The following is a 26,743-nucleotide window of genomic DNA, read 5'->3' on the forward strand; positions in this document are numbered from 1 at the left end:
ATCTACTAAGTTTATAAGTTACTTTTAAAGTTTTTTCCAAATTTTCTCCAACTTGTTGTTTTGTAGGTTTCATTAGCATAGTAAGTCAGCATTTTTTCTACAGCTTTTTTTTCTATATAGCCAGGAATTATATCAATTACTTTTTCTTCTTTAGATAAAAAAATAGTTGTTGGGTATGCTAATTTCCCTTCCATTAAAGTGGCAGCTAACTCATGGTAACCACGTCTTCCATCTTTTTTAAATGTATAGGTTTTGTTATTGTAAATAATATCCTTTTTTTGTTCGCCATTTAATTTTACAGCGTAATAATTTTGGTTAATATAATTTGCAATTGTTTTATTAGTATAGCTGTTTAGATCCATCTTTTTACAATAACCACACCAATCTGTATAAATATCAATTAAAATTGGTTTTGGTTTTTGTTTATTCAAAATAATTGCTTCTTCAAAAGAAATCCATTGAATACTTTTTTGTGCGTTGGTAATTTGGCAGTATACTGAAATTGTTACAAGTAGTAGAAGTTGTTTCATATTTTAACAGTCGCAAAATATATGCCGAATTTACAAAAAAAGAAAAATAGTAAGCTAGCCCTTTTTTTCTAAATTATTAGCATATATTATTTTACACCATGCATTAATTTGTTTATAATAGGTGTTAATGCCATAATTAATAAGCCTGCAATAATTGGTGTAATTGTAAAAATTAAAAAGAAGGTACTCATATCATATTCTGTTGTAATATTATCTATCATACCACCCATTGAAGCCGCTAGTTTGTTACCCATACCAACAGCTATATACCAAAGGCCAAACATCATTGCTATCATTTTACCAGGAACAAGTTTAGATACGTAAGACAAGCCTACAGGAGATAAACTTAATTCGCCTAAAGTATGCAAAAAATAAGCTAATATAAGCCAAATAACACTTACAGATGCTGTTTTTGCTCCTTGAGGAATACTTGCAGAACCGTAAGCTAAAACTAAAAAACCTAAACCTAGTAATATTAAGCCAATACCAAATTTTACTGTTGCAGGAGGATTGTATTTACTTTCCCATATTTTAGAGAATAAAGGTGCAAATGTAATGATGAAAAATGAGTTTAAAATTCCAAACCAAGACGCTGGTATTTCTGTAGAAGCCTCACTAAATTGATTTTTAAGCATCACAATTACTACAAACCAAATTATAATAAAGCTTATTCCTAAAAAAACATTTGATAAAGCATATTCTTTAAAAGTGATTTTAAATAATTTAAATAAAACATAAGTTATAATAACTAAAGGAACAATGGTTAGTATTGTGTTAGATATTCTAAAAATATTTGCAGCACTTCCTTCTAAGATTCTGTTTGTGTAATCTTTTGCAAAAATTGTCATAGAACCACCAGCTTGTTCAAAAGCTGCCCAAAAGAAAACGGTAAAAAAGGCTAAAATACCAACAACAATATATCGATCTCTTTGCACATTATCTGGTACATCATCATAGCTTTTTTTATCCTTATTAGCAATTGCGTCAGATAAATCATGTACTTTACTTGGTTTTAGACCTACGTTTCCAAAAATACCCTGTGCAAACCAAAACTGTAACATTCCTAAAAACATAAAAATACCAGCCAAACCAAATCCATAATGCCAACCATAAGTTTCGCCAACATAACCACATAACATAATACCCAAGAAGGCACCTGCATTCACACCCATATAAAAAATAGTAAAAGCACCGTCTTTTTTTTCCTGAGCATTTTTGTAAACACCATTAATAATAGAAGTAATGTTTGGTTTAAAAAAACCATTTCCTGCAATTAATAACCCAATACCTAAATACAACCCCCAAGGAGTATTAAATGCCATTGCTGCATGCCCAAGTGTCATTAGCAAAGCACCAATTGTTACAGCATTTCTATAGCCTAAAAATTTATCTGCTAATATGCCTCCAATAATTGGTGTAAAATAAACGAGCATTGTATAGGTTCCATATAAACCCAAAGCTTCTTCTCTACTCCAAGCCCAACCACCATCTGTTAAAGACGAAATTAAAAAGATAACCAATAAGGCACGCATTCCGTAATAAGAAAAACGCTCCCACATTTCTGTGAAAAATAAAATAAATAATCCTGATGGATGACCCATCAATAATTGATTATTCATAGCTGTTCCTTCAAACTTATATTTTGTTAAGGCACTCATAATCCTATAAATTTAATTTTTGTTAAAATTGTTCTTTGATTAAAAAATAATTAATCATTTTGTATTATTCTTTCGTTATCTTCTGTTCCGTGAGTTAATCTTTTTAGAGGTTTCAATAATAAAATAACCAAAATTCCAAATATAACTGTAAAAAGAGTAATTCCAGAAAAAATGGCATATTCACCAAAGTCAGAAGCTTTTTCGCCTAATACTCCTGCAACTTTATTGCCTAAGCCTGTAGCTGCAAAATATACCCCCATCATTAAAGAAGCATATTTTACAGGTGCTAATTTTGTGATAAAAGACAATGCAACTGGTGATGAACACAACTCGCCAATTGTATGAAATAAGTACGCTAAAACCAACCAATGCATTGCAGAGCTTCCTTTTTCTGAATATTCTGCAGCTGCAAAAATCATAAAAACAAAACCAAGCCCCATTATTATAGTTCCTATTGCCATTTTAAATAATGACGATGCTTCTTTTCCTTTTAACTTTCGTTTGGCCCAATATCCTGCAATTGTTGTTGCCAGTATAATAATAAATCCTGCATTTAAACCTTGAAACCAAGTTGCAGGAACCTCCCAGCCAAATAAAATTCTATCGGTATTCGATTTTGTATAAATACTCATTAAACCTCCTGCTTGTTCAAAAGCACCCCAAAATACAATAACGATTAAAAAGGAAAGTAGTAAAACTAAATAACGATCTTTAGCTATTTGATTTTCAAGGTTTTTATAGATCATCATCATAATACCTGCAACTAATGCTATAAAAGTAAATAGAACAGTATAACCCCAACTATCTACACTAGAATAGGTTAAACCTGCGTAAATTCCATAACCAATTACCAAGCCAACAATAGTTAGGTTTAAGGGTGATTTTAATAAGTCTGAAAATAATTTTACAATAGAAACATCGTTAGATTTTTCTTCCTCTGTAGGTTTATTCCCTACATTAATTAAAAATTTTTGTCCATACATATAAACAACTAAACCTAATAACATTGCAATACCTGCCAAACCAAAACCATAATGCCAACCAATTTTTTCGCCTACATAACCCACAATAAATGTTGCTAAAAGTGCCCCTAAATTTATACCTATATAAAAAATACTAAATCCTTTATCTCTTCTAATATCTCCTTGTTTGTATAGACCTCCAACCATTGTAGAAATGTTTGGTTTTAGCAAACCAACACCTAAAATAATTAAAATTAACCCTGTGTAAAAAGCCCATATTTGATCGAAAGCTAAAATACCATGACCAGCAACTAGCGTTAAAGCACCATATAGAACTGCTTTTTTTTGTCCTAGAATTTTATCGGCAATCATTCCTCCAGGAATAGACATTACATACACCAACATTGTGTACCAACCATAAAGCATTATAGATTCTGAATCTAACCAACCCAAACCAGGGTTATCTGCTGTAGTTTTTTCTACTAAATATAATGTTAACAAAGCTCTCATTCCATAGTAAGAAAAGCGTTCCCACATTTCAGTAAAAAACAATACATACAAACCTACAGGATGTCCAAATAATTCTTTTTGATGTGGTAGTTTATTACTAATACTCATAAATTTATTTTTATTTAGCTGGTTCTTTAATTAAATTTTCTTCAATAAAATGAGTCATTTTAGTAAACAAATTTAATCGTGTATTTTTTCCTTTGTAAATACTATGTGTTCTATCTGGTACTATAAACATATCAAATTGTTTGTTGGCTTCAATTAAAGCATTGATCATTCTGTATGTGTTTTGTACATGTACATTGTCATCTCCAGTTCCATGAATAAGTAAATAGTTTCCTTTTAATTTATCGGCATAATTTATAGGAGAATTATCATCATAACCATTTGTATTTTCTTGAGGTGTTCTCATAAAACGTTCTGTATAAATAGTATCATAAAAACGCCAAGAAGTAACTGGTGCAACTGCAATTGCAGTGGTAAAAATATCATTTCCCTTTAAAATACAGTTTGTACTCATATGTCCACCAAAAGACCATCCCCAAATACCAATATTATGGTTATCAATATAAGGTAGTTTTGCAAGTTGTTTTGCAGCCTCAATTTGATCTTCAGTTTCATATTTTACCAAATTTAAATATGTAGATTTTTTAAACTCTGCACCTTTAAAACCAGTTCCTCTTCCATCTACACAAGCTATAACGATTCCCTTTTGAGCCAACATGTTGTGCCAATAATCGTTACTTCCATTCCATTTATTTGCAACTTGTTGAGAACCTGGACCAGAATATTGAAACATTAAAAGTGGGTATTTTTTTGTTTCATCAAAATTTAAAGGTTTTAGCATCCACATATTTAAGTTGTTTCCATTAATATTGATAGTAGAAAACTCTTTTTGACTCATTTTGTAGGTAGATAATTTTTCTTTTAATTGATGATTGTTTTTTATTTCTTTTATCAATTTTCCATCACCAGAAAACAACGAAAATATTGGAGGTGTTTTTGCAGATGAATATGTATTAATAAAGTAGTTGAAGTTTTTACTAAAAGCAGCAATGTTTGTACCCGTTTTAGTACTCAGTAATTTTTTATTTTTTCCTTTTAAGTTGATGGAATAAATACCTCTGTTCATAGAGCCATTTTCTACAGATTGATAATAAATGGTTTTTTTAGACTTACTAAATCCATAAAAATTAGTTACCTCCCAATTTCCTTTTGTGATTTGGTTGATAAGATTTCCCTTAAAATTATAATGGTATATATGATTAAAACCCTCTTTTTCGCTCGTCCAAATAAAACTGTTGTCTTCTAAAAAAGTAAGATTGTCTGTAATGTCAATATAGGCTTTATCAGTTTCGTTGAGTAATACATCAACCTTAAAATTGGTAGCATTTATTTTATATAAGTTTAAATTATTTTGATGACGATTTAAAGTCGTTGCAACTAAAGTTGAAGCATCATTAGACCATTTTATTCTTGGAATGTATTCATAATCAACTAAAGAAATTTTAGTTGATTTTTCTGATGAAAGGTTGAAAATATGTAAAGTAACATCCGCATTTTTTTCGCCAGCTTTTGGGTATTTAAAAACTTGCTGTTTTGGGTAGTTTTCAGCACCAATAATATCCATAGAAAAAGTAGGTACATTAGTTTCATTAAAACGTAAAAAAGCTAAATGTGTACCGGTTTTATTCCATTCAAAAGCTCTTACAAAAGCAAATTCCTCTTCATACACCCAATCTGTAATTCCGTTAATTACTTCGTTTATTTTTCCATCATTAGTAACTTGGGTAATTTGGTTAGAAGCTACATTTTTTATAAAAATATTGTTGTTTTTTGCGTACGCAACATTTTTGTTATCTGGAGAAAATATAGGTTCTTGAATTTCTTCTCCAATTTTTGATAGCTTTTTAGAAGCAATATCATAGCTATAATAAGTTCCTTTTTTAGAACGGCGATATATTTTTTGAAAGTCAGTGCCTAATATCAACTTGCTTTCATCGTTGTTAAAACTATAGGTAGAAAAGTACTCTAAACCTTCTAAATCTTTAGTATTTACAATTGTTTCAACCTTTTTTAGGGTTTTGTAACTGTATTTATCTATTGTGATTGCTCTTGTTTTTCGGTCGTAATTTATCAGCGAATAAAAATCATCATTCAAGGAATTTAAAGAATTCATTCTTTCTGGAGAAAATGTTCCGTTCCAAATTTCATCTAAAGTAATATTTTTGAGCTCTTTTGTGTTTTTAGCATTTGTTTGTGCAATTATTTTGAAACTTGAAAAAAAAATAATTGATATAAAAATGTAAAATGGTTTCATTCAGATTTTAGTATATGATAAAAGTTTGTCAAGTTTACGAAAAAAATAGATACAAAGTGCTCTAAGAAAGGGGCTCAATTTTAATTTTTAGCTATCTATTAAAATAAATAGACAAAAAAAACTCGATAAATATTTAATTTATCGAGTTTTTAATTTTATTGTTTGATATTATTTATCTTCTTCTTGTCCAATAATTAATGGTGTTTTGCCATCTGTAATAATTGTTTTAGAGTTTGTAGATTTTGCTAACTCTTTAAAAGCTTCAATTGCTTTTAATTTAATAATTCCAGAGGTTAACCCTTCTGCAATAATTAATTGAGCATCTCTTTCACCTTTGGCGTTAATAATTTTACGTTCTGCTTCTAATGTTTCCTGATCAATAACAAACTTTAAACGCATTGCATCTTGCTCAGCTTGTAACTTTCTTTCAATAGAATTTGCTAATCCAGCTGGTAATTGAATTTGTTTCATTAAAACAGCGATTAGTTCAATACCATCTGCTTGTTTTTCTAAATTAATTTTCATCTTTTTTAAAACCTCACTTTCAATATTAGATCTCTTACCAGAGTGCATGTCTTTTGCAAAAAACTGTGCACAAACATCAGAAGCTGCCGATCTAAAAACACTTGTAATTACAGATTCATAGTCTTGTCCTAAATTTTCTAATACAGAAGCAACTTTATTTCCTTCAAGTCTATATAAAATAGATATTTCAGAATTTACACTCAAACCTTCTTTACTAGGTAAACTTAAAAACAACTTAATATTTTTGGTTTTTGTAGATTCAATTAACACTTTGCTAGTTAATGGGTTATATAATACAGTTCCTTGAGTTTTAACATCTTTAGATAATTTACCTAAAGTTTGTTTGATACCGATTTCTCCTGGTCTTACAACAGCACAACTAGATAAGAAAACCACTCCTAAAATTAATATTGCAAAATTTTTCATAATTATATATTTTAAATTGTTTGTCCATTCAAATTTAATAGTAATACTTTTATTTGTGCGATTTTATCAATCAATATTTCTTATCAAATAATTACTAAAGATTATGGTTTGAATATAATTAGTTAATGTTTGTTAACAAATTGAAATTACTACTGTTAATTTACTAATTACCTGTTAATTTTTTATAATAATGATTTTTGAATATTTTAAAAAAAAGACTTTGATTAATAAGTTTATGAGTTAAAATAGAAAGATTTATATTTGTTCTTTTCATTTACAATACATTTCATGAGCAAAAAAATAGCTGGTTTTTCTAAGTTTACAAAAGAAGAAAAGATTACATGGTTAGTAGAAAATTATTTTCAGAATCAATTAGAAGCTAAAAAAGTCATTAAACAATATTGGAATAGTAATAGTGATTTACAACAATTGCATGATGATTTTATAGAAAATACCATTTCTAATTTTTACATGCCAATGGGTATAGCACCCAATTTTCTAATTAATAATAGAACGTATGTAATACCAATGGTTGTAGAAGAAAGCTCTGTAGTTGCTGCAGCTTCTTTGGTGGGTAAATTTTGGAGTACAAGAGGTGGTTTTAAAACCACAGTTTTAGGAACCACAAAAATAGGGCAGGTCCATTTTATTTTTGCAGGAGATAAAAACGATTTACAAGACTATTTCAATAAAAATAAAACAGAATTATTTGCTGCAACGGCTTCCATTACTAAAAATATGGAAAAACGTGGAGGTGGAATTTTAGAGATTAAATTAGTTGATAAAACAGATAAACTAGCTAATTATTATCAGTTGCATGTTACTTTTGATACGAAAGATTCAATGGGAGCAAATTTTATCAATTCTTGCTTAGAAGCGATTGCTAAAAAGTTTGAAAAAGAGGATATAGAAATTGTGATGAGCATTTTATCCAATTACGTTCCTGAATGTTTAGTTCGTGCAGAAGTAAGTTGTAAGATTGAAGATTTAGGTGGCGAAAATCCTCAAAAATTTGCAGAAAAATTTTTCCAAGCCGTAAAAATTGCAGAAATAGAACCTTACAGAGCAGTAACGCATAACAAAGGAATTATGAATGGAATTGATGCAGTTGTTTTAGCAACTGGTAACGATTTTAGAGCTGTAGAAGCTGGTGCACATGCTTATGCTGCTCGTTCTGGCGAATATTCAAGTCTGTCTCATTGTTCTATTGATGATGGAATTTTTAAATTTTGGATTGACATTCCTTTAGCTTTAGGAACAGTTGGAGGTTTAACAGCCTTACATCCTATGGCAAAATTATCTTTAGAAATGTTGCAAAAACCATCTGCAAGAACCTTAATGCAAATTATGGCAGCAGCAGGTTTGGCACAAAATTTTGCGGCTTTAAGAGCATTAACAACAAAAGGAATTCAGCATGGGCACATGAAAATGCATTTGCAAAATATTCTGAATCAGTTTAACACAACCGAAGAAGAAAAAACAATTATTACTGCTTATTTTGATAAAAGAACAGTTACACATTCTGCTGTTGTAGAGCAAATTGATAAATTGAGAGAACCTACCATTAATTGGGTGGATTTTTATGATAAGAATTTGATTAGAAACCAATTATCAAAAATAAATAAAAACACAAAACCCGTTTTTGGAAAGATGAATGGGCAACAAATGATTGAACATTTAAGCTTTTTATTACAAATTTCTAATGGTAAAGTGGATGCAGATTATTATGTGTCTGATGAAAAATCTGCAAGAAGAAAACCTTTTTTAAATACCCAAGGAGAATTGCAAGTTGGTTTTAAAGCACCCTTATTATCTGAAGAACCCAATGAAATGAAATTTAATTCTATTGGTGAAGCCATTAATGATTTATTTATTCAGATTGATAGTTTTAAACTTCATTTTAAGACAGCTAAAGCTGAAAATCATCCCTTTTTTGGAGAATTAGATTATCAATATTGGCAAAAATTTCATGTAAAACATTTTACACATCATTTTAAACAATTTGGATTAATTTAATGATTTTATTTATTCATCCAGCTAAAGCTGGATGCTATTCAACAAGTTTGAATTCAATGTGTTTATGAATAGCAATGGGTTTTAACCTATTGGGAAAAATGTAAAAAGAATTGGCTTTAGCCAAATTAATATAATGAAAAACTATTACTCAAACGGAAAACTATTATTAACAGGAGAATATCTTGTATTAGATGGTGCAAAATCTTTGGCGATTCCCACAAAATTTGGACAAGATTTAGTGATCGAAAAAATAAAAGAACCTCAAATTATTTGGGGCAGTTTTACACATACAGAAGCATGTTGGTTTGAAGCTATTTTCGATTTAAAAAAACTACGTTTGATAAACTGTACCTTCAATTCTGATAAAGAAGGAAGTGGAGAAATAATTGCAGAAACGTTGTTGAGTATTTTGCAAGAAGCAAAAAAATTAAATCCAGACTTTTTAACATCAGAAAACGGATTTGTTGTGAAAACCAACCTTACTTTTCCAAGAAACTGGGGTTTAGGCACTTCATCAACCTTAATAAATTCTATTGCATCTTGGGCAAAAGTTGATGCTTTTCAATTGCTTTGGAATTCTTTTAAAGGTAGTGGCTATGATATTGCTTGTGCCCAAAATAATACACCAATTTTTTATCAAATTAAAGATCAAAAACCTGTTGTAACTCAAGTTGAATTTAATCCATCTTTTAAAGAAAACTTATTTTTTGTACACTTAAATCAAAAGCAAGATTCTAAAGAAGGTATTTCAAAGTTTAGAGAAAGTAATCTTAATTTTGATAAAGAAATAAAGAGAATTTCAGAAATTTCTGAGGCTTTTTTAAAAGTTGAAATATTAGAAGAATTTGAAGGTTTAATCTTTGAACACGAACAAATTATCAGTTCCATTATCAAACTTAAACCAGTAAAAGAAAGATTGTTTCCAGATTATTTTGGAGCCATAAAAAGTTTAGGAGCTTGGGGAGGAGATTTTGTTTTAGTAACAGGAAACCCAGAAACACCAGCATATTTTAAAAATAAAGGGTTTGAAACAATTCTTACATATCAAGAAATGGTATTATGAGTAAAGTAATAATTATTGGAGGAGGAGCAGCAGGATATTTTACAGCAATCAATGCCAAAGAAAATAACCCAGATTTAGACATTTCCATTTTAGAAAAAGGAAAAGACGTTTTACAAAAAGTGAAAATTTCTGGAGGCGGAAGATGTAATGTTACACACGCTTGTTTTATTCCAAAGGATTTAACTGAGTTTTATCCAAGAGGAAAAAAAGAATTACTTGGTCCTTTTCATCAATTTATGACAGGAGATACTTTTGAGTGGTTTGAAAATAGAGGAGTTCCATTAAAAATAGAAGAGGATAACCGTGTTTTTCCTGAGGCAAATACGAGTCAGGCAATTATAGATTGTTTTCAAAATGCTGTGAATGATTTAGGAATTAAAGTGTTTACAAATTGTGGTGTACATTCAGTTAGCCAACAAGACAATAAATGGATTGTAAGTACAAAACAAGAAAATTTTGAAGCAGATAAATTAGTGATTGCAGCAGGAAGTTCTAAAAAAATGTGGGAACTGTGTGAAACTTTAGATCACAAAGTTGTTGCACCTGTTCCATCTTTATTTACCTTTAATATCAATGATAAAAGATTGGTAGATTTATTAGGAATTTCTGTTCCTAATGCAACAGTAACCATTTCTGGAACAAAATTAGAAGCATCTGGCCCTTTGTTAATTACACATTGGGGAATGAGTGGGCCAGCAGTTTTAAAGTTATCTGCTTTTGGTGCAATAATTTTGGCAGATAAAAATTACCAATACAATGTAGTTGTTAATTGGCTTTCTAGACCCACAGATAAAGTGTTGAATGTGTTGTTAAATTTAAAGAAGAAAGAACCCCGTAAAACCGCTATTTTAAAATCGCCTTTTACAGAAGTTTCTAAAAGATTGTGGGAGCGTTTTGTTCTTGCAGCAGGAATTAGTAAACAACAAAATTGGGCAGATTTAAATAATATGAAATTAGAAAATTTAGCAAATCAACTAACAAAAGGAGTTTTTAATGCCAATGGTAGAACTACTTTTAAAGACGAATTTGTTACTGCAGGAGGTATTGATTTAAAAGATATAAATTTTAAACGTTTTGAAAGTAAAAAACATAAAAACCTCTTTTTTGTAGGCGAAGTTTTAAATATTGATGCAGTAACAGGTGGATTTAACTTTCAAAATGCTTGGACAGGTGGTTTTATCTGTGCAAATGCTTTGGCAGAATAATAGGTACAGTTTTGTCATTTAGACGCAGGAGAAATCACATAAAGATGCTCATTTTGAAATGACAAAAATTAGAAATTAAAAAAAATAAAATGGCAAGAACAGAGTCAAACGAATTTAAAAACGGAACAAAAGCACCTAATTTTAATTTATTAAATACAATTGATGGCAATTTTCTTTCTTTAGAAAAAGCTAAAGGTATTAAAGGAACAGTAATACTATTTATTTGCAATCATTGTCCGTTTGTAATTCATGTAAATGCAGCCTTGGTAAAAATGGCAAATTTATATCAGCAAAAAGGCATCAATTTTATTGCTATTAGTGCTAATGATGTAGCTAATTATCCACAAGATTCCCCAGAATTAATGAAACAACTGGCAAAAGAAGAGCAATTTCCTTTTCCTTATTTGTATGATGAAACTCAGGAAGTCGCAAAAGCATATAATGCTGCTTGTACACCAGATTTTTATGTTTTTGATGCTGATTTAAAAGCGATTTATCATGGGCAATTTGACGCATCAAGACCAGGAAATGGAAAACCTGTTACAGGTATTGATTTAAGTACTTCACTTGATAATTTATTAGAAAATAAACCTCCATTAGAAAACCAAAAACCAAGTATTGGTTGTGGTATAAAGTGGAAATAAGTTTTATGAAATGTCATTATTTACTTCAATCCAATAGCCATCTAAGTCTTGAAAGTAAATTTGTAGAATTCCATCATTTCTAATGTAATCTTTGTTTGGTGTATCTTTCCAATCAGAATATTCTATTTCTAAATCATTTAAATGATTGATAAATAAATCAATGTCTTTGGTTTTTAGTGCAAAATGAACTGCTTTGTTTGTTTTAATCTCTGCGTTTGGACGAGGAATTAGATGCAATTGCTTTTTTTCTCCAAGAGATAACCATCTTGTTTTAGAATTAGAAGCCGTATTTTTAATTTCTTTCAATTGAAATACTTTTTGATAAAAAGCTACAGATTTATCTGCATTTTTTACAGAAAGTGCTAAGTGATTAAATAAAAAGGAACTCATAAAAGTGATGTATTTGTAATTTTTTAATGGTTATTATCCAATTTCTCCTCGATGAGGTTTTAAAGCATCTCTGTAAATTTTCATGTCTTTTTCATCAACAGTAATAAAGGCAGAAAATAACATTGGATTCTTTTCTTCGATATCAATTTCAAAGAAAGCTAATTTTTCTAAAGTTGCAAATTCCTTTAAATGTATGGTATGATGTTTTGCAGTTTCTTTTGCATCAGGGCCTCTAAAATCCCACAATAATTTTATTTTTCTGCTCAATTTAATTGTTTTTTAATTGTTGATAAAAATAAATAATTCACCCGTTTCAAAGGTTATTTTAATAGTATTTTCTATTGCTTTATTTCTTGTGCTAATTCTTTCTCCAAAAGTTAAGTTTTCCTTTTTCAAAGGATATTGTAGCCCTTCTGTTGTTATATTTGTTGCGATTGGCAAAGGAACTAAAGAAATATTTTTGTTTTTACAATCTATAACTTTGGTGCTTTTATCAGCTAAAAAATAACGACTATAATTATCATAGAAAGTCAATTTTAATTTATTTTTCCACTGAATTGCAGTATGTAAATTCCCTAAAAAATGATCTTGTTCTTGTCCACTTGCTCCAAAAACATCAATATTTTTAAAGCCTTTATCAAATAGAATTTTCAGTATTTTATCAAAATCTGTAAAATCTTGATCAGGTGTTTCAATGATTTCTACATCTTTTGGTAAATCAATTAAAGAATCAAAATCTCCAGAAATAAAAGTAGGAATAATATTGTTTTCTTTTAAATAACTGTAAGCTCCATCAGTTGCACAAATAATTTTATAATCAGAAAAATTGGGTAGTTTTTTTGGTGGTTCTCCGTTTAAAAGTAAAAAGACAGTTCCTGTATTCATAAATACAAAAATACCTAAAAAAAGGCTACTAAAAATTCCTTGAAATAGTTTTATCTTTGATGTAAAATTTAGACGATTGAATACAGCACAATTTATATCAAAAGAAACCAAAAGAATAGTAGAAAAAGTAAGTTTTACATGGCAAACACCAAGCAATATTGCATTGGTAAAATATTGGGGGAAAAGCAATCCTCAAATGCCTAAAAACGCTTCAATTAGTTTTACACTAAACAATTGCCATACAATTACTACAATCGATTTTGTGTATAAGCATAATTCTGCATTCAATTCAGAATCTAAAACAGTAGATTTCGATTTATTTTTTGAAGGAGAAAAGAAAGAAGAATTCAAGCCAAAAATTGCAGAATTTTTTAAAAGAATCCAAGAATATTGTCCGTATATTTTTGATTATAAAATGATAATCAACTCAGAAAATTCTTTTCCACATTCAAGTGGAATTGCATCTTCTGCAAGTGGATTAAGTGCTATTGCTATGTGTTTAATGAGTTTAGAAGCTGAGTTAAATCCTGATTTATCAGTAGAAAACAGCAATAAAAAAGCCTCTTTTTTAGCACGTTTAGGTTCTGGAAGCGCCAGTAGAAGTGTAGAGGGTCCTTTGGTTGTTTGGGGAAATCATCCAGAAATTGAAGGAAGTTCAGATTTGTTTGGTGTGCAATTTCCTTATAAAGTACATGCCGTTTTTGAAAATTATCAAGATGCTATTTTGTTGGTTGATAAAGGAGAAAAACAAGTTTCTAGTACCATTGGTCATAATTTAATGCATGAGCATCCTTATGCCGAAAATCGTTTTAAACAAGCCAATGATAATTTGGGTAAAATATCAGAAATTCTTCAAAATGGAGATGTAAAAGCTTTTGTAAATTTAGTAGAAAGTGAGGCTTTAACGTTACATGCAATGATGTTAACCAGTAATCCGTATTTTATTTTGATGAAACCAAATACGCTAGAAATTATCAATAAAATTTGGGAATATAGAAATGAAAACGAAAGTAATATTTGTTTTACTTTAGACGCTGGTGCAAATGTACATATACTATACCCAAAAAATGAAAAAGAAAAAGTGAATCAATTTATTGAAAATAAGTTGTCTAAATACTGTCAAAATAATCAGTATATTTTTGATAGTGTAGGTTTTGGAGCAAAAAAAATGTAAGTTTATCAGCTTAAAACAATTTTAAAATGAAAATCTTAATCAAATTTACAATCGCTTTAATTTTTCTTTTTACGTTATCTTTTTCAGCACAAAACAAAACTTGGTTAGATGCTGATTTTAAAGAGACAAATAAAGAAAAATCTATTTATTACAAGGTTACTTCTAATGATAAAAAAGAGATTACTTTCTTTTATAAAAGTGGAAAGGTTTTAAAAAATATAGCTTTTATAAATGGAGAGTTGAATGGTTTTTTTTCTGAGTTTTATGAATCTGGAGAAGTTAAAACTTTAGGGCAATATAAAAACGGACTAGAAGAAGGTGTTTGGAAAACCTATTACAAGAATGGGAAAAACAAGGAAAAAGGCAGGTATAAAAACGGAGAAAAAGTGGGTGTTTGGAAAACTTTTTACAAGAATTTTTAATCGCTTTTCTTAAAAGAAAAATTCGTATTTTTGTAATACTATAAAAAAGAAAAATGAAAGGACCCTTATTTTATGCTAAAATTCTACTTTTTGGAGAATATGGAATTATAAAAGATTCTAAAGGTTTGGCAATTCCGTTTAATGCTTACAGAGGTGCTTTAAAAACTTCATCAGATTTATCTGGAAACCCTAAAATATCGAATCAGAATTTAAAAAAGCTTTATCAATATTTAGCATCCTTAAAAACAGATTTGGTTACTTTTAATTTAGTAGAATTAGAAAAAGATATAGAAAACGGAATGTATTTTGATTCTTCCATTCCCCAAGGTTATGGGGTTGGTAGTTCTGGTGCTTTAGTTGCCTCTATTTATGATAAATATGCGTATAATAAAATAACCGTTTTAGAAAATTTAACAAGAGATAAACTACTAAGTTTAAAACAAGTTTTCTCTTTAATGGAGTCTTTTTTTCATGGAAAAAGTTCTGGTTTAGATCCTTTAAACAGTTACTTAAGTTTACCAATTTTAATCAATTCTAAAGATAATGTAGAACCTGCAGGAATTCCTTCGCAAAAGCAAGGAAAAGGAGCTGTTTTTTTACTAGATTCTGAGCAAATAGGTGAAACTGAACCGATGGTAAATATCTTTATGAACAAGATGAAAAACAAAGGTTTTAGAAAAATGATTAGTGAAGAGTTTTCAACAACTACAGATGCTTGTATTGAAGATTTTTTAGTAGGAGACGTAAAATCTTTATTTGGTAATGTAAAATCGTTGTCTAAAATTGTTCTAAAAAACTTTAAACCAATGATTCCTACTGCTTTTCATAAAGTTTGGGAAAAAGGTATAACCTCTAACGATTATTATTTAAAATTGTGTGGTTCTGGAGGTGGAGGTTACATTCTTGGTTTTACTGAAGATTATGAAAAAGCCCAAAAAAGCCTTGAGAATTACAAATTAGAACTCGTTTACAGATTCTAATTTTATGAGTAGCTTTAAAGTAAAAAGAATTGTTTTTAAATTATTTAGCTTACTTTCAGTTATTAGAGGTTATAATATCTTAGTTTTAGTTGTTGCACAGTATCTTGCTGCTATTTTTATTCTTTCTCCAAAAAACAAATCGTTAAGAAGTATTGTTTTTGATATAGACCTACTCTACATTGTTTTAGCAAGTATTTGTGTAGTTGCATCTGGTTATATTATTAATAACTTTTATGATGTTCAAGTAGATAGAATCAATCGTCCGTTAAAAACGAAGGTTGATAATTATGTAAGGCAGTCTACCAAGTTAAAATTATATTTTACATTAAATTTTTTAGGTTTCTTTTTTGGTTTACTTATTTCGTGGAAAGCTGCACTATTTTTTGCAGTTTATATTTTTGGTATTTGGTTTTATTCTCACAAGTTAAAAAAGTACCCTTTTACAGGTTTAATTTCTGCAACTGTATTAACAATTCTTCCTTTTTTTGCAATATTTGTTTATTTTAAAAACTTTTCGAAAATAATATTTGTTCATGCCGTTTTTCTTTTTTTAGTGATTATGGTTAGAGAGCTGCTAAAAGATTTACAAAGCATGAAAGGTGCAATTGTTAATGATTACGAAACTTTTCCTATTGCTTATGGAGAAAAAAAAACCAAACAATTATCAATATTCTTATTGATATTAACGCTTTTTCCAATCGTTATTTTGTTTAGTTATCCTGCATTAAGTTATATGAGGTATTATTTTTACTTAGCTTTAATTGTTCTTGTTTTTTTAGGATTTTACTTATGGAAATCTACAGATACAAATCAATATAGAATGTTACATAACGTTTTGAAAATTTTACTTTTAATAGGCGTTTTTTCTTTGGTTTTTATTGATATTTCTTTGATTGTAGAAAAAGTGATAGACCGATTAAATTAAGGTTTTTTTACCTACTTTTGCAAAAATTTTTAAGTAATGAATTCAAATAAAAACTCGTCGAGAGGACGACAAGAAGGTAAAAAAAACACTCCTCTAAGTAGAAAAAGTAAACCTTTGGCTAGAAAATCTGCAAAAAAAACGTTTACAAAAATAAAAGATACTAAAAAGTCAGATCCCTCTTCAGGAATCCGTTTAAACAAGTACATTGCAAATTCTGGCGTTTGTTCTCGTAGAGAAGCAGATACCTATATAGAACATGGTAGTGTAGAAGTAAATGGAAAGTTAGTTACTGAAATGGGCTACAAAGTACAGCCAGATGATATTGTGCGTTTTGATGGAACTTCAATTACACCAGAGCAAAAACGCTATATTTTACTGAACAAGCCAAAGAATTACATCACTACAATGGATGATGAAAGAGGTAGAAAAACAGTGATGGAATTGGTTGCAAATGCATCTAAAGAAAGAATATATCCTGTTGGTCGTTTAGATAGAAATACTACAGGTTTGTTGTTGTTTACTAATGATGGAGATTTAGCTAAAAAGTTGACACATCCAAAACATAACGTTCGTAAATTATACCATGCATCTTTAGATAGAAAATTAGAATTAAGAGATTTAGAAAAATTAAGAGGTGAGGTAATTATTGAAGGTAGAAAAGTGTTTATTGATGCAGTTTCTTATGTAAATGGGGAGCCAAAAACAGAAATAGGTATTGAAATTCACTCTGGTAGAAACAGAATTGTTCGTAAAATATTTGAACACGTTGGTTACAAAGTAAACAAATTAGACCGAGTTATTTTTGCTGAATTAACGAAGAAAAATTTACCAAGAGGAAGATGGAGAGAGTTAACCAATTTAGAGGTTGCAAATCTTCAGAAAATGCAATAGACAAAATTTAATCCAGCTTTTAGCTGGATTTTTTTATAACAATATTTTAAAGTACAAAAAAAGACTGCCCTTAAAAAGAGGCAGTCTTAATAATTTTAAATAGAAGATAAAAACTTATTTCTTAGCTAATAAATCTCTAATTTCTCCTAATAAGTCTTCTTGACTTGGTCCTGCAGGAGCTGCTGGAGCTTCTTCTTCCTTCTTTTTAGTTTTGTTATAAGCTTTTACAATCATAAACATTACAAAACCTACAATAATTAAATTGATAATTGTATCAATCCAAGCTCCATAAGTAATTGCGTTTTCTGGAGTAACTACTTTACCTGCTGCATCTAAGACAGCTTCTGATAAAACATGTTTTTGATCTGCCAAACTTACACCTCCTGTAAATAAACCTACAATTGGCATTACAATATTACTTACAAATCCTTTTACAACGGCACCAATTGCACCTGCCATAATTACTGCAACAGCAAATTCAATTACATTACCACCAGTAATAAACTCTTTAAATTCTTTTAACATTTTACTTTGTTTTTAATTAATTGTTAGACCGCTAAAGTAGTCAAAAAATATTAACTAACTATTTTTTTCTGAATTCGAGGAGAAATTGAAGTTAAAGTCTCGTAAATAATTGTTTCTGAAGTGTTGGATATATGGTGTAACATTTCTTGGCTGTTAAAAATAATTACTTCATCTCCTTCTTTACAATCAATTTTAGTAACATCAACCATAATCATGTCCATACAAACGTTTCCAATAATTTTTGCCTTTTTATTATTAATAAACACATATCCCTTTTTATTCCCCAATTTTCTTGACAAACCATCTGCATGACCTACAGGAATTGTGGCTGATTTTGTAGGGCTTTTTGCTATAAAAGCTCTGTTATAACCTACAGTTTCTCCAGGATCAATTAAATGAATTTGAGAAATAATTGATTTTAAATTATGGGTGTTTTTAAGTTGTGCAGTTTCTTCTTTATCATTACCAAAACCATACAACCCAATACCAATTCTAACCATATCAAACTGTGCTTTTGAAAAATTTACAACACCAGAAGTATTTAAAATATGAAGCATTGGTTCATAGCCTAAATGTTTGTAAAACTGTTGAGCTATATAGGCAAAATTATTAATTTGGTTGATGGTAAAATCCTTTTCCTCTAAATCTTCACTAGCTGCTAAATGAGAAAATAACGATTGTACTTTTATATGATTTGTTTCTTTTAACCTGCTAATTATATTCGGAATATCTGTATGCCAAAAACCCAATCTATTTAAACCTGTATTAAATTTTATATGAATTGGGTAATTCATTAACGGAATTTCATCTGCTAATTCTAAAAAGGCATTAAATATTTTAAAATTATATAAGTTAGGTTCTAACCTGTAATTTATAATTTGTTGTAAGTTAGGTGTTTGAGGGTGTAAAACAAGAATTGGTTTTTTTATACCTGCTTCACGTAAAGCAACTCCTTCGTGAGAATAAGCAACAGCAAAATAATCTACTTTATCTTCTAAAAACTGAGCAATTTGTATACCATCACTTCCATAACCAAAAGCTTTTACTACTGCTAAAACTTTAGTTTTAGGCTCTAATTTTTGCTTAAAATAAGCAAGATTGTGCAACAATGCATTTCCATCAATCTCTAAGACAGTAACGTGGTTATTCATTTGTGAAATTTATTTTTTTGTATTTTTTTGTTCTTGCATTGCTTTAAAGTAAGCAGCTCTGCTTAAAGGTTCGTATTCTAGTGTTTCGCCCAATAATACTAAATCTTCATTTTGTGTTTTTCTAAAACTATAATGTGCTAAGTTTCCTGTTTTTGTGCAAACAGCATGTACTTTTGTAACGTATTCTGCAGTTGCCATTAAGGCAGGCATAGGCCCAAAAGGTTTTCCATTAAAATCCATATCTAAACCAGCAACAATAACTCTAACACCACTGTTTGCAAGATTATTACAAACACTCACAATCTCATCATCAAAAAATTGGGCTTCATCTATGCCAACTACATCAACATCATTTACCAATAAAAGAATATTGGAAGCAATAGGAACAGGGGTAGATCGAATGCTATTTTTATTATGAGAAACTACTTCGTTTTCATCATAACGTACATCAATTTTAGGTTTAAAAATCTCTACACGTTGTTTTGCAAACTGGGCACGTTTTAACCTTCTAATTAATTCTTCTGTTTTGCCAGAAAACATAGATCCACAAATTACCTCGATCCAACCAAATTGTTCTGTATGATTTACTGTATTTTCGAGAAACATTTTGTAATTTTAGGCTTTAGATTATTAAATTTGAAGTTTCTTTGGATTTAAACAAATTTAGGAATATTTACGAATTAAAAATAATTTAAGCTGAATTCGTTTCAGCATCAAAATACAACATATGCAAAAAAGATTAGAAACCGATTTGATGAGTTTGGCACACAGTATTCTAAAAATGAAAAATAAAGAAGATGTGTTTGCTTTAAAAGAAAAATCGCAAGAGATTTATGAAAAATTATCTTTATTAGCTTTTGTTGAAGAATATATAAATACAACACCTAATACTGAACAGACTAAAGAAGAGTTACTTTCTAAAATAGAAAAAGCAAAAGTAGTTGCATCAACCAAGAAAAAGGTTAAAGTAGATAAAGTAATTAAAGAGCAAGCAGTTGTTGAGGAAAAAGTTGTTGATAAAATGGCTGATCCGTTAGAAGAGGTAAAAGAGGTTGTTGTTGATAAAATTGATAAAAAGGAGGTTGCTGAGGTAAAAGTTGAAGAAATTATAGAGCAGCCTTTTGATGAGTTAGAAGAATTGTTAGGAGCTAAAAAAGAAATTAAACCAGCAACGACAAGTAACAAGAAAAAGAAAGAAATTTCTGTTGCAAAAGCAATTACTTTAGATGAAGAGTTAAAAGATACTATTTCTGTAGATGAAATGACTACTTTGTTTGATATACCAGCACCTAAATCTTTAAATGATAGATTAACCACGAATCTTAAAATAGACCTAAATGACAGAATTGCTTTTGTAAAGAATTTGTTTGATGGAAGTCAAGAAGATTTTAACAGAGTAGTATCTCAATTAAATACCTATTCATCAGAAAAAGAGGCCAAGAAATTTATTACTAAAATTGTAAAACCAGATTATGATTGGTCTGATAAGGAAGAATTAGAAGCACGTTTTATAGAAATATTAGCACGTAAATTTGCTTAAAGAATACTTTTTACTTTGGTAATTATTTTTTCTGGTTCAATACTGCCAGCACAAGTTAAATATTCTTCAGGGTATTTGTTACCATAAACAGAAGTAGGTATTTTTGGGTAAGTAGTGCTATCAGCTAACAAAGCATAATCTTTTGGTTGATGAAAAGGAGCAAAGCCAGCAAAAGGATGTGTAACTCCCCAAATAGTGATTACTTTGATACCATACATTGCTGCTAAATGGGCATTACCAGAATCCATAGAAATCATACAATCTAAGTTAGAAATTGTGTTTAATTCTTCAGAAAAAGAAAGTTTTCCTGCAACGATATAAATAGCATTATTAATTTTTAATGTTTCTAGGTGTTCAACATCACCTTTACCTCCAAATAATAAAATTGTAAACTCTTTAGAGAGTTTTTCAATCACAATTTTCATTTTATTTAAAGGATACATTTTACTTTGATGAGCAGCAAAAGGTGCAATTCCTACTACTTTACTGTCACCTTTAAAGATGTTTTTAAGAGAATTTGGAATTTGTTTTTTATCAGGAAAATCAGGGTTAGAAAGATCTAATGTAAAACCCAATTTTCTAAAAACATCTGCATAGCGTTCATAAGATGGTTTTAGTTGTACAAAGTTTTTTTTTGAAATTAAATCTTTTTTTTGTTTTCTGCCTTTATCAATTTGAATGCATTTTTTATTGAAGAAAAATAGTTTTAATACATTACTTCTTAAAACGTTGTGAATATCTGCAATTGCAGTGAAATTTTGTTTTTTTAGTTCTTTATAAAGTTTAAATAAACCTAAAAAGCCTTTATGCTTTCCTTTTGTTTCTGCACTGTAAACAGTAACGTTTTTGAAGTCTTTAAAAATTGGAGCAAAAAATTGCTGTGTTAATATAGTTACTTTAACCTCTTTATTTTGTTTGAAAAATACTCTAAGAACAGGCACTAAAATGGCAACATCTCCCATTGCAGAAAGACGAATGATTAATAGATGCTTTTTGGTATTAGACAAAATCTACTTTTTTAAAGCTCTTAAAACAGGGTTTAAATCTTCATCATTATACATTTTCATTTGTTTGTATACTTTCATGTATTTAGTACCTTGTTCAATGTCTAACAACAAATCATCAATAGCAGTAGATAAATCTGTTCTTTGTTCTAATAAAATATTTAGTTTTTTTGTACAACTTTCTTTATGAGAGTCAGTAGCATCTTCTCTAACTGTCTCTAAATGCATGTGATAAATTTTTAGAGCTAAAATTGACATTCTATCAATTACCCAAGCAGGACTTTCAGAATTTATTTTTGCATTTTTAGAAACAATAACGTTTTTATATTTTTCTAAAAAATAACTATCAATATACTCTACAGTGTCAGTTCTTACTTGGTTAGATGCGTCTATTTTTCTTTTTAATACTAAGGCTTCTTCTGCATTAATATTTGGATCTCTAATAATATCTTCATAAGCCCATTGTGTAGCGTCAATCCAGCATTTTTCGAAAAGTAAAAAATCAATTAAACTATCTTCTTTTTTATAAGGATTGATACATTTTTGTTCAACTGCAGATTTTTTTTTGTATGTTTTTATAACATCGTCAAAAATTTGGTTGGCTTTTTTAGAAAACATATACTTTAAATTTGTGAGGTAAAATTACAAAATAAAATTTGATCAAGACAATAATTGTGTATTGGTTTAGCCAATTTTTTCTTTTAATTGAGCAATTACTTTTTTACTATTTCCTATGAATATTTCATCATCAAAAATAAAAACAGGTCGCTTTAAAAAGGTGTATTCATCGAGCAGAAATTGTTTATAATCTGTTTCTGTTAAAACTTGGTTTTTTAAATCTTTACTTTTATATAATTTGGCACGTTTGTTAAAGAGTGCTTCATAACTTCCAGAAAGTGCATGCATTTCAGCTAATTGAGAAGTAGTAATGTTGTTTGCTTTAATTTCTTGTTGTTCAAACCCATCTGTATTTATTTCTTTTAAAATTCTACGACAAGTATCACAAGTTTGTAAAAAATATACTTTTTTCATATTTATGGATTATATTTACGCCTGCAAAATTACACATAATAAATTACAACCTTAACACACAATTCTAAGAGAAAAAAAAGTTTTTAAGGTTTTATATTGATAAATATAGAGATATGAAAATACAATTTGACGTTTTAAGAAAATCAAGAGAACTTATTTTAAAGGAATTAGAAGGATTGAGTTTAGAGCAAATTCATACAACTCCAAAAGGTTTTAAAAACAATATTGCTTGGAATGTTGCACATGTAGTTGTTACACAGCAAGTTTTACAATATAAATTTTCTGGTTTAAATTGTTTATGTCCTGATGATTTAATTGATGCTCATAAAAAAGGAACGAGTCCTACTAAAACTTTTACAGCAGAAGAGTTTGAAGAAGTAAAAGAGTTGTTAATAGGTTTACCAGATACTTTACAAGAAGATTTTGAAGCTGGTATTTTTGAAAATTATACTGAATACCCAACAAGTACAGGTTTTGTTTTAACTTCTATAGAAACCGCTATTGAATTCAATAATTTTCATGAAGGAATTCACTATGGAATTATAAGGTCTATTAAGAAGTTTTTGTAGTTTTTTTAAAAGATGATTTAACTTATCTTTTTGTAACTCTTAAAATAACTATAAGTTTTGTAAACCTATATGAAGTTAAAATTAATTTAGAATTAAAAACACTTAAATCTTTTATTTCTACCAAGTCTAAAAACAATACCTATTTGTATTGAAGTAGTTGTTTCATTAAATTTATTGATTTCTTCATCTACTATAAGGCCATCAATTTCATCAGAGTTATATAGTATCCAATTTATTTTAGAGTCAAGATCTAAATTTCGAGCAATATTATATCTAAAACCAGTAGTAAAAGCAACACCAATAGCATGCCCTTTACCTATGGCTCTATTAGTATCTATTCTGTATTTTGGAAATAATAATGAGTTGTCAGTTCTCCAATCACCTAAGTCAGAACTTAGGTCGTTTTCATATAAAAGTAGTCTAATACCAGTACTTATATAGGGGCTAATTCTGTGTCTTGCTCTAGAATAACTGTTAAATTCAGCTAAATCTCTAAAGTGAATTTCTAAGTCCATTCCTAAAGTAGCTCCTCTAATAGAACCTTTCATTGCTCGTAATTGTTCAGCTGCAATACTATTTCGACTTACCCATTCTCCTTTGTGTCTTAAATCTCGTTTACTTTCATAACTGGCTAAAGTTCTTAACAGTAAATGATTTTTTAAATTACTTTTTTTAAATATAAATTTACGTAAATTATAGAAGTGTAAGGAGTGTGCTACTGTAAAAGATAAAGATGCTAAACTAATACTACTTGGGGTGTAAAACCTTTCTCCATAATCTGTTTGAATACTAGTGTAGCCAGCATAAACCCCAAAATCATGAACAAATGATTGAGCACTTGAAGTGTTTATATAAATAAAAAAAATGCTCAAAAAGAGAGCCTTTTTTAGTTTTATTAATTTCATTTTAATTTATAAAATTATTCAATAACTAATTGTTCTATTAAATCCCAATTAGCTTTTAAATTTAAAGTCTCACTAAGATACTTTATTTTTTCTGGTGTTTTTTTTTGCAAGTAATTCCCAGTATCCCACTTGTTGTTTTTATTTTTATCAACAATAACCCTTATTTTGTATGACTTAGGTTCTAAAAGATTAAAAACAATTCCCTTAGATGTATTTGTAAATTTTCTTTCAATAAATTCACTTTTATCATTTAATAACTCTACAATTAAGTTTTTATTTTGACTATTTACAATATTTATAGTTATTTTTCCATAATCTTCTATCTCTTTTGTTGTAAAATTGAAGTTTAAGGAATCATTTTTTTGGCCAAAGATATCAAAAATTGCAGAAGGAAGTATTTTTAATGCATATTTTTGTTTTTGTTTTTTATCAAATAGGATTCCGATTTTGTTTTCCTTTTTAGATATATAGCTGCTGTAAGACACTTTTAATGTATCTTTATCTAAAAGCATAATTTTGCTTTCATCAATTTTTACAGGTGGGTTGTTGCCTATAATGAACAATGTGTCTCTTAAATTCAATATACTTCCAGCAGAAGATTTTAACATTAAAGAGTCTGTTTTTTTCTTTCGCAACTTTACTGTTACTGTGTCAATATTATTTTTATTAGTAACAATAAAATTCAAAGAATCCGTTTCAATTGGAGTAAACCAATAGTTTAAGGTGTCTTTATCAATTTCAAATTTAGAGATACTTTTAAAATTGTCAGGTTTTTTAGATATCAGTTTAATTTTTAAATCTACTGCTTCACCTTCATATCCAAACTGAATTTTACCTTTAGCAATTTCTTTAGCACGTTTAAATTTAAAGGGTTGTATTTCTTTAAATAATATTATTGGTTTTTTTGTAATACTGTCTTTTGGTAGAGTAATCGTATCTAAATAGAAACCTATTTTATCTTCTTTAGAATTAAAAATATAATCATTTGACTTTTCTTTTAAAGCCAACATTAAATATTTTCCTTCTTTTAAATTAGAAAAATTAAAAAAAGAAGTATCTAAAGTATTGGTAATGTAGTTGGGTTTTTTCTTATAAACAATAGAGTCATTAAAAGAACTGTCTATTTTATAAAGCAAAACATTAATGTTTTTTGGACTTTCATTAACAAAAGCATTTTTTATTTCTCCAGAAGTTGTCAGTGAATCTATATAAGTTCCTGTTGAGAAAACGTACTTGAAATTTTCTAATTGATTTCCCTCATTATTGTCTTCAACAGCATTACCAAAATTAATAATGTAAGTAGTGTTTTTAATTAATGTGTCAACAATCTTCAAACTTAATGTTTTTGTGGCTGTTGCTTGTGGAGAAACTAATAAAGGAGTTTTTAGTGGGGGAGAAACAAAAAGTTGTTTATTTAAGTCTTTAAGTTTAATAAATTCATTAAAGTCTAATTCTATTTCTTTTTTATTAAAATTAGTAGTTTCATAAGGAGGGTTTGCAATAACAAATAGAGGAGCTTCTTCATCTTTTGGTCCACCTTCAGGTCTTCCTGTTTTTGCACAGTTAGTTAAAATAAGAATTGAAATGCTAAAAAAAACATAGCTAAGATAGGGTTTCACACAAAAATTATTTTTGCAAATTTACACAATTTTTCTCATTAATTAAAGCTATAGTTTATTTACTCTGTATAGGCAATTGTTAAAATACTAATTTTTACGTTTTCAGTTTTTTGTAATTCTTTTACACAAGACTCTAACGTTGCTCCTGTGGTAATTACATCATCAATTAATAAAAGATGTTTGTTTTTAAATATAGATAAATTTTTTAAAAGAAACTGAGTATCAATATTGTTAAAACGCTCAAAACGAGCTTTAAAAGTTTGTGTTTTTGATGTTGAACGTCTTATTAAGAAATTCTCAATAAAAGGTTTTTCTAGATGTTTACTTACGTTTTTTCCGAATTTAGAAACCTGATTATAGCCTCTTTGCTTTCGTTTTTTAGAGTGTAGAGGAACAGGTATTATGTAGTCGATGTCGTTAAATTCTTTGTTTTGCTTTAATAACGATCCCAGCCAATTTCCAAAAAAAGATCCTATTTCTTCATTTCCTTTGTATTTTAGTTCATGAATTAATTTTTTTGTAATTCCTTCTTTTCTGTAAAAAAGGAGAGCGTTTGCTTTTTCTATGGCTACTTTTCCATAAAAAGTACTGATTATTTTATTGTCCCGGTAATTTGTAAAGTTGGTTAATGGCAAATCATGCCTGCAAAACGTACAAATTACATTTTCATTTTGTGTGAGTTGGTTATTACAATTAGCACATAATTTTGGAAAAAATAAATTTAAAAAATCGTTTAAAAACCTCATAATTTAACTTAGCAATTCATTTTAAAGATACATAAAAATATCAATATTAAACAATAGCAGAGTATACTTAAAAAACTTGAATCTTTTTTCTTGAAAAATTTATGTAAACACGTATATTTGCCTCCA

General features: G+C 28.7%; 28 protein-coding genes. 11 read left to right on the forward strand and 17 right to left on the reverse strand.

Translation table 11 applies throughout. From position 1 onward, the window contains the following. Positions 1-11: 11 nt before the first annotated feature. The 5 genes from Q0731_RS08120 to Q0731_RS08140 all read right to left on the reverse strand — a co-directional run bounded on the left by Q0731_RS08120 (position 12) and on the right by Q0731_RS08140 (position 6,931). On the reverse strand, positions 12-530 hold the full coding sequence (locus tag Q0731_RS08120) for a DUF255 domain-containing protein (protein WP_299062424.1): 519 nt from the start codon (positions 528-530) through the stop codon (positions 12-14). 86 nt (positions 531-616) lie between these two features. Further along, positions 617-2,188, reverse strand: coding sequence for a peptide MFS transporter (locus tag Q0731_RS08125; protein WP_299062429.1), 1,572 nt, complete (start codon positions 2,186-2,188; stop codon positions 617-619). A 50-nt stretch (positions 2,189-2,238) separates the two neighbouring features. Then, positions 2,239-3,768: a peptide MFS transporter gene (locus tag Q0731_RS08130; protein WP_299062432.1), complete on the reverse strand. Its 1,530-nt coding sequence runs from the start codon at positions 3,766-3,768 to the stop codon at positions 2,239-2,241. Positions 3,769-3,778: 10 nt separating this feature from the next. Continuing rightward, complete coding sequence (locus tag Q0731_RS08135; protein ID WP_299062435.1) at positions 3,779-5,980, reverse strand: S9 family peptidase; 2,202 nt, start codon at positions 5,978-5,980, stop codon at positions 3,779-3,781. 168 nt (positions 5,981-6,148) lie between these two features. Next, on the reverse strand, positions 6,149-6,931 hold the full coding sequence (locus Q0731_RS08140; protein ID WP_299062438.1) for a prohibitin family protein: 783 nt from the start codon (positions 6,929-6,931) through the stop codon (positions 6,149-6,151). A gap of 288 nt (positions 6,932-7,219) precedes the next feature. On the opposite strand from Q0731_RS08140, the gene Q0731_RS08145 reads away from it, so the two are divergent. The 4 genes from Q0731_RS08145 (at position 7,220) to Q0731_RS08160 (ending at position 11,859) form a co-directional block, all read left to right on the forward strand. Next, positions 7,220-8,947, forward strand: a complete 1,728-nt coding sequence (locus Q0731_RS08145; protein ID WP_299062441.1) for a hydroxymethylglutaryl-CoA reductase, degradative — start codon at positions 7,220-7,222, stop codon at positions 8,945-8,947. A gap of 133 nt (positions 8,948-9,080) precedes the next feature. Then, positions 9,081-10,010: a GYDIA family GHMP kinase gene (locus Q0731_RS08150; RefSeq protein WP_299062444.1), complete on the forward strand. Its 930-nt coding sequence runs from the start codon at positions 9,081-9,083 to the stop codon at positions 10,008-10,010. Continuing rightward, entirely contained in the window at positions 10,007-11,215 is a 1,209-nt protein-coding gene (locus tag Q0731_RS08155) for an NAD(P)/FAD-dependent oxidoreductase (RefSeq protein WP_299062447.1), read from the forward strand. The genes Q0731_RS08150 and Q0731_RS08155 overlap by 4 nt, the downstream gene beginning before the upstream one ends. Positions 11,216-11,304: 89 nt before the next feature. Beyond that, positions 11,305-11,859 carry a thioredoxin family protein gene (locus tag Q0731_RS08160; protein WP_299062449.1) on the forward strand — a complete coding sequence of 185 codons (555 nt, stop codon included), beginning with the start codon at positions 11,305-11,307 and terminating at the stop codon, positions 11,857-11,859. 3 nt (positions 11,860-11,862) lie between these two features. On the opposite strand, the gene Q0731_RS08165 is transcribed toward Q0731_RS08160, so the two are convergent. The 3 genes from Q0731_RS08165 to Q0731_RS08175 are packed head-to-tail and all read right to left on the reverse strand — an operon-like array spanning position 11,863 to position 13,134. After that, the gene (locus Q0731_RS08165; protein WP_299062452.1) at positions 11,863-12,249 is read right to left on the reverse strand and encodes a VOC family protein; all 387 of its coding nucleotides are present in this window, start codon (positions 12,247-12,249) and stop codon (positions 11,863-11,865) included. 33 nt (positions 12,250-12,282) lie between these two features. After that, on the reverse strand, positions 12,283-12,516 hold the full coding sequence (locus tag Q0731_RS08170; RefSeq protein WP_299062456.1) for a hypothetical protein: 234 nt from the start codon (positions 12,514-12,516) through the stop codon (positions 12,283-12,285). A gap of 12 nt (positions 12,517-12,528) precedes the next feature. Then, positions 12,529-13,134 (reverse strand): thiamine diphosphokinase, encoded by a 606-nt coding sequence (locus Q0731_RS08175; protein WP_299062459.1) that lies wholly within the window; start codon positions 13,132-13,134, stop codon positions 12,529-12,531. A gap of 76 nt (positions 13,135-13,210) precedes the next feature. Here Q0731_RS08175 and Q0731_RS08180 point away from each other — a divergent pair, with 76 nt between their 5' ends. From Q0731_RS08180 to Q0731_RS08200, 5 genes are read left to right on the forward strand one after another with little or no spacing between them, the layout of a single operon-like run. Then, positions 13,211-14,308, forward strand: coding sequence for a diphosphomevalonate decarboxylase (locus Q0731_RS08180; protein ID WP_299062462.1), 1,098 nt, complete (start codon positions 13,211-13,213; stop codon positions 14,306-14,308). A 26-nt stretch (positions 14,309-14,334) separates the two neighbouring features. After that, positions 14,335-14,730: a hypothetical protein gene (locus tag Q0731_RS08185; protein WP_299062464.1), complete on the forward strand. Its 396-nt coding sequence runs from the start codon at positions 14,335-14,337 to the stop codon at positions 14,728-14,730. Positions 14,731-14,783: 53 nt separating this feature from the next. Further along, the gene (locus tag Q0731_RS08190; protein ID WP_299062467.1) at positions 14,784-15,710 is read left to right on the forward strand and encodes a mevalonate kinase; all 927 of its coding nucleotides are present in this window, start codon (positions 14,784-14,786) and stop codon (positions 15,708-15,710) included. Positions 15,711-15,714: 4 nt separating this feature from the next. Next, the gene (locus tag Q0731_RS08195) at positions 15,715-16,635 is read left to right on the forward strand and encodes a geranylgeranylglycerol-phosphate geranylgeranyltransferase (RefSeq protein WP_299062470.1); all 921 of its coding nucleotides are present in this window, start codon (positions 15,715-15,717) and stop codon (positions 16,633-16,635) included. 36 nt (positions 16,636-16,671) lie between these two features. Further along, positions 16,672-17,526 (forward strand): pseudouridine synthase, encoded by an 855-nt coding sequence (locus tag Q0731_RS08200; RefSeq protein ID WP_299062472.1) that lies wholly within the window; start codon positions 16,672-16,674, stop codon positions 17,524-17,526. A 114-nt stretch (positions 17,527-17,640) separates the two neighbouring features. Here the strand turns inward: Q0731_RS08200 and mscL are convergent, their stop codons facing one another. The 3 genes from mscL to Q0731_RS08215 are packed head-to-tail and all read right to left on the reverse strand — an operon-like array spanning position 17,641 to position 19,808. After that, the gene (gene mscL / locus Q0731_RS08205; protein WP_299062475.1) at positions 17,641-18,051 is read right to left on the reverse strand and encodes a large conductance mechanosensitive channel protein MscL; all 411 of its coding nucleotides are present in this window, start codon (positions 18,049-18,051) and stop codon (positions 17,641-17,643) included. A 50-nt stretch (positions 18,052-18,101) separates the two neighbouring features. Then, positions 18,102-19,202, reverse strand: a complete 1,101-nt coding sequence (gene alr, locus Q0731_RS08210; protein ID WP_299062479.1) for an alanine racemase — start codon at positions 19,200-19,202, stop codon at positions 18,102-18,104. A gap of 9 nt (positions 19,203-19,211) precedes the next feature. Continuing rightward, positions 19,212-19,808, reverse strand: a complete 597-nt coding sequence (locus Q0731_RS08215) for a thymidine kinase (RefSeq protein ID WP_299062481.1) — start codon at positions 19,806-19,808, stop codon at positions 19,212-19,214. Between the two features lie 121 nt (positions 19,809-19,929). Here Q0731_RS08215 and Q0731_RS08220 point away from each other — a divergent pair, with 121 nt between their 5' ends. After that, positions 19,930-20,742 (forward strand): hypothetical protein, encoded by an 813-nt coding sequence (locus Q0731_RS08220; RefSeq protein ID WP_299062484.1) that lies wholly within the window; start codon positions 19,930-19,932, stop codon positions 20,740-20,742. On the opposite strand, the gene Q0731_RS08225 is transcribed toward Q0731_RS08220, so the two are convergent. The 3 genes from Q0731_RS08225 to Q0731_RS08235 all read right to left on the reverse strand — a co-directional run bounded on the left by Q0731_RS08225 (position 20,739) and on the right by Q0731_RS08235 (position 22,778). Then, positions 20,739-21,749 (reverse strand): glycosyltransferase family 9 protein, encoded by a 1,011-nt coding sequence (locus tag Q0731_RS08225; protein ID WP_366915405.1) that lies wholly within the window; start codon positions 21,747-21,749, stop codon positions 20,739-20,741. The genes Q0731_RS08220 and Q0731_RS08225 overlap by 4 nt on opposite strands. A 3-nt stretch (positions 21,750-21,752) precedes the next feature. Continuing rightward, positions 21,753-22,364, reverse strand: a complete 612-nt coding sequence (locus tag Q0731_RS08230) for a DUF4254 domain-containing protein (RefSeq protein ID WP_299062487.1) — start codon at positions 22,362-22,364, stop codon at positions 21,753-21,755. A 66-nt stretch (positions 22,365-22,430) separates the two neighbouring features. Continuing rightward, complete coding sequence (locus tag Q0731_RS08235) at positions 22,431-22,778, reverse strand: ArsC/Spx/MgsR family protein (protein WP_299062490.1); 348 nt, start codon at positions 22,776-22,778, stop codon at positions 22,431-22,433. A 113-nt stretch (positions 22,779-22,891) separates the two neighbouring features. On the opposite strand from Q0731_RS08235, the gene Q0731_RS08240 reads away from it, so the two are divergent. Further along, a complete protein-coding gene (locus Q0731_RS08240; RefSeq protein WP_299062493.1) occupies positions 22,892-23,347 on the forward strand; it encodes a DinB family protein in 456 nt (151 codons plus the stop codon). Positions 23,348-23,439: 92 nt separating this feature from the next. Here the strand turns inward: Q0731_RS08240 and Q0731_RS08245 are convergent, their stop codons facing one another. From Q0731_RS08245 to Q0731_RS08255, 3 genes are read right to left on the reverse strand one after another with little or no spacing between them, the layout of a single operon-like run. Beyond that, positions 23,440-24,219 carry a hypothetical protein gene (locus tag Q0731_RS08245; RefSeq protein ID WP_299062497.1) on the reverse strand — a complete coding sequence of 260 codons (780 nt, stop codon included), beginning with the start codon at positions 24,217-24,219 and terminating at the stop codon, positions 23,440-23,442. A gap of 47 nt (positions 24,220-24,266) precedes the next feature. After that, positions 24,267-25,871, reverse strand: a complete 1,605-nt coding sequence (locus Q0731_RS08250) for an Ig-like domain-containing protein (protein ID WP_299062500.1) — start codon at positions 25,869-25,871, stop codon at positions 24,267-24,269. Positions 25,872-25,930: 59 nt separating this feature from the next. Next, positions 25,931-26,617 (reverse strand): phosphoribosyltransferase family protein, encoded by a 687-nt coding sequence (locus Q0731_RS08255; RefSeq protein ID WP_299062503.1) that lies wholly within the window; start codon positions 26,615-26,617, stop codon positions 25,931-25,933. Positions 26,618-26,743 lie beyond the last annotated feature (126 nt).

This window comes from uncultured Polaribacter sp., assembly GCF_947497695.1.
In the GTDB taxonomy this organism is placed as follows: Bacteria; Bacteroidota; Bacteroidia; order Flavobacteriales; family Flavobacteriaceae; genus Polaribacter.

Bases quoted from the DNA above. Each gene is read 5' to 3' on its own strand.
- Q0731_RS08165 (WP_299062452.1), bottom strand. From the start codon at position 12,249: ATGAGTTCCTTTTTATTTAATCACTTAGCACTTTCTGTAAAAAATGCA.
- Q0731_RS08240 (WP_299062493.1), top strand. From the start codon at position 22,892: ATGAAAATACAATTTGACGTTTTAAGAAAATCAAGAGAACTTATTTTA.
- Q0731_RS08135 (WP_299062435.1), bottom strand. From the start codon at position 5,980: ATGAAACCATTTTACATTTTTATATCAATTATTTTTTTTTCAAGTTTC.
- Q0731_RS08230 (WP_299062487.1), bottom strand. From the start codon at position 22,364: ATGTTTTCTAAAAAAGCCAACCAAATTTTTGACGATGTTATAAAAACA.
- Q0731_RS08160 (WP_299062449.1), top strand. From the start codon at position 11,305: ATGGCAAGAACAGAGTCAAACGAATTTAAAAACGGAACAAAAGCACCT.
- Q0731_RS08220 (WP_299062484.1), top strand. From the start codon at position 19,930: ATGCAAAAAAGATTAGAAACCGATTTGATGAGTTTGGCACACAGTATT.
- mscL (WP_299062475.1), bottom strand. From the start codon at position 18,051: ATGTTAAAAGAATTTAAAGAGTTTATTACTGGTGGTAATGTAATTGAA.
- Q0731_RS08150 (WP_299062444.1), top strand. From the start codon at position 9,081: ATGAAAAACTATTACTCAAACGGAAAACTATTATTAACAGGAGAATAT.
- Q0731_RS08255 (WP_299062503.1), bottom strand. From the start codon at position 26,617: ATGAGGTTTTTAAACGATTTTTTAAATTTATTTTTTCCAAAATTATGT.
- Q0731_RS08130 (WP_299062432.1), bottom strand. From the start codon at position 3,768: ATGAGTATTAGTAATAAACTACCACATCAAAAAGAATTATTTGGACAT.
- alr (WP_299062479.1), bottom strand. From the start codon at position 19,202: ATGAATAACCACGTTACTGTCTTAGAGATTGATGGAAATGCATTGTTG.
- Q0731_RS08200 (WP_299062472.1), top strand. From the start codon at position 16,672: ATGAATTCAAATAAAAACTCGTCGAGAGGACGACAAGAAGGTAAAAAA.
- Q0731_RS08175 (WP_299062459.1), bottom strand. From the start codon at position 13,134: ATGAATACAGGAACTGTCTTTTTACTTTTAAACGGAGAACCACCAAAA.
- Q0731_RS08145 (WP_299062441.1), top strand. From the start codon at position 7,220: ATGAGCAAAAAAATAGCTGGTTTTTCTAAGTTTACAAAAGAAGAAAAG.
- Q0731_RS08125 (WP_299062429.1), bottom strand. From the start codon at position 2,188: ATGAGTGCCTTAACAAAATATAAGTTTGAAGGAACAGCTATGAATAAT.
- Q0731_RS08185 (WP_299062464.1), top strand. From the start codon at position 14,335: ATGAAAATCTTAATCAAATTTACAATCGCTTTAATTTTTCTTTTTACG.
- Q0731_RS08120 (WP_299062424.1), bottom strand. From the start codon at position 530: ATGAAACAACTTCTACTACTTGTAACAATTTCAGTATACTGCCAAATT.
- Q0731_RS08215 (WP_299062481.1), bottom strand. From the start codon at position 19,808: ATGTTTCTCGAAAATACAGTAAATCATACAGAACAATTTGGTTGGATC.
- Q0731_RS08140 (WP_299062438.1), bottom strand. From the start codon at position 6,931: ATGAAAAATTTTGCAATATTAATTTTAGGAGTGGTTTTCTTATCTAGT.
- Q0731_RS08195 (WP_299062470.1), top strand. From the start codon at position 15,715: ATGAGTAGCTTTAAAGTAAAAAGAATTGTTTTTAAATTATTTAGCTTA.
- Q0731_RS08235 (WP_299062490.1), bottom strand. From the start codon at position 22,778: ATGAAAAAAGTATATTTTTTACAAACTTGTGATACTTGTCGTAGAATT.
- Q0731_RS08190 (WP_299062467.1), top strand. From the start codon at position 14,784: ATGAAAGGACCCTTATTTTATGCTAAAATTCTACTTTTTGGAGAATAT.
- Q0731_RS08155 (WP_299062447.1), top strand. From the start codon at position 10,007: ATGAGTAAAGTAATAATTATTGGAGGAGGAGCAGCAGGATATTTTACA.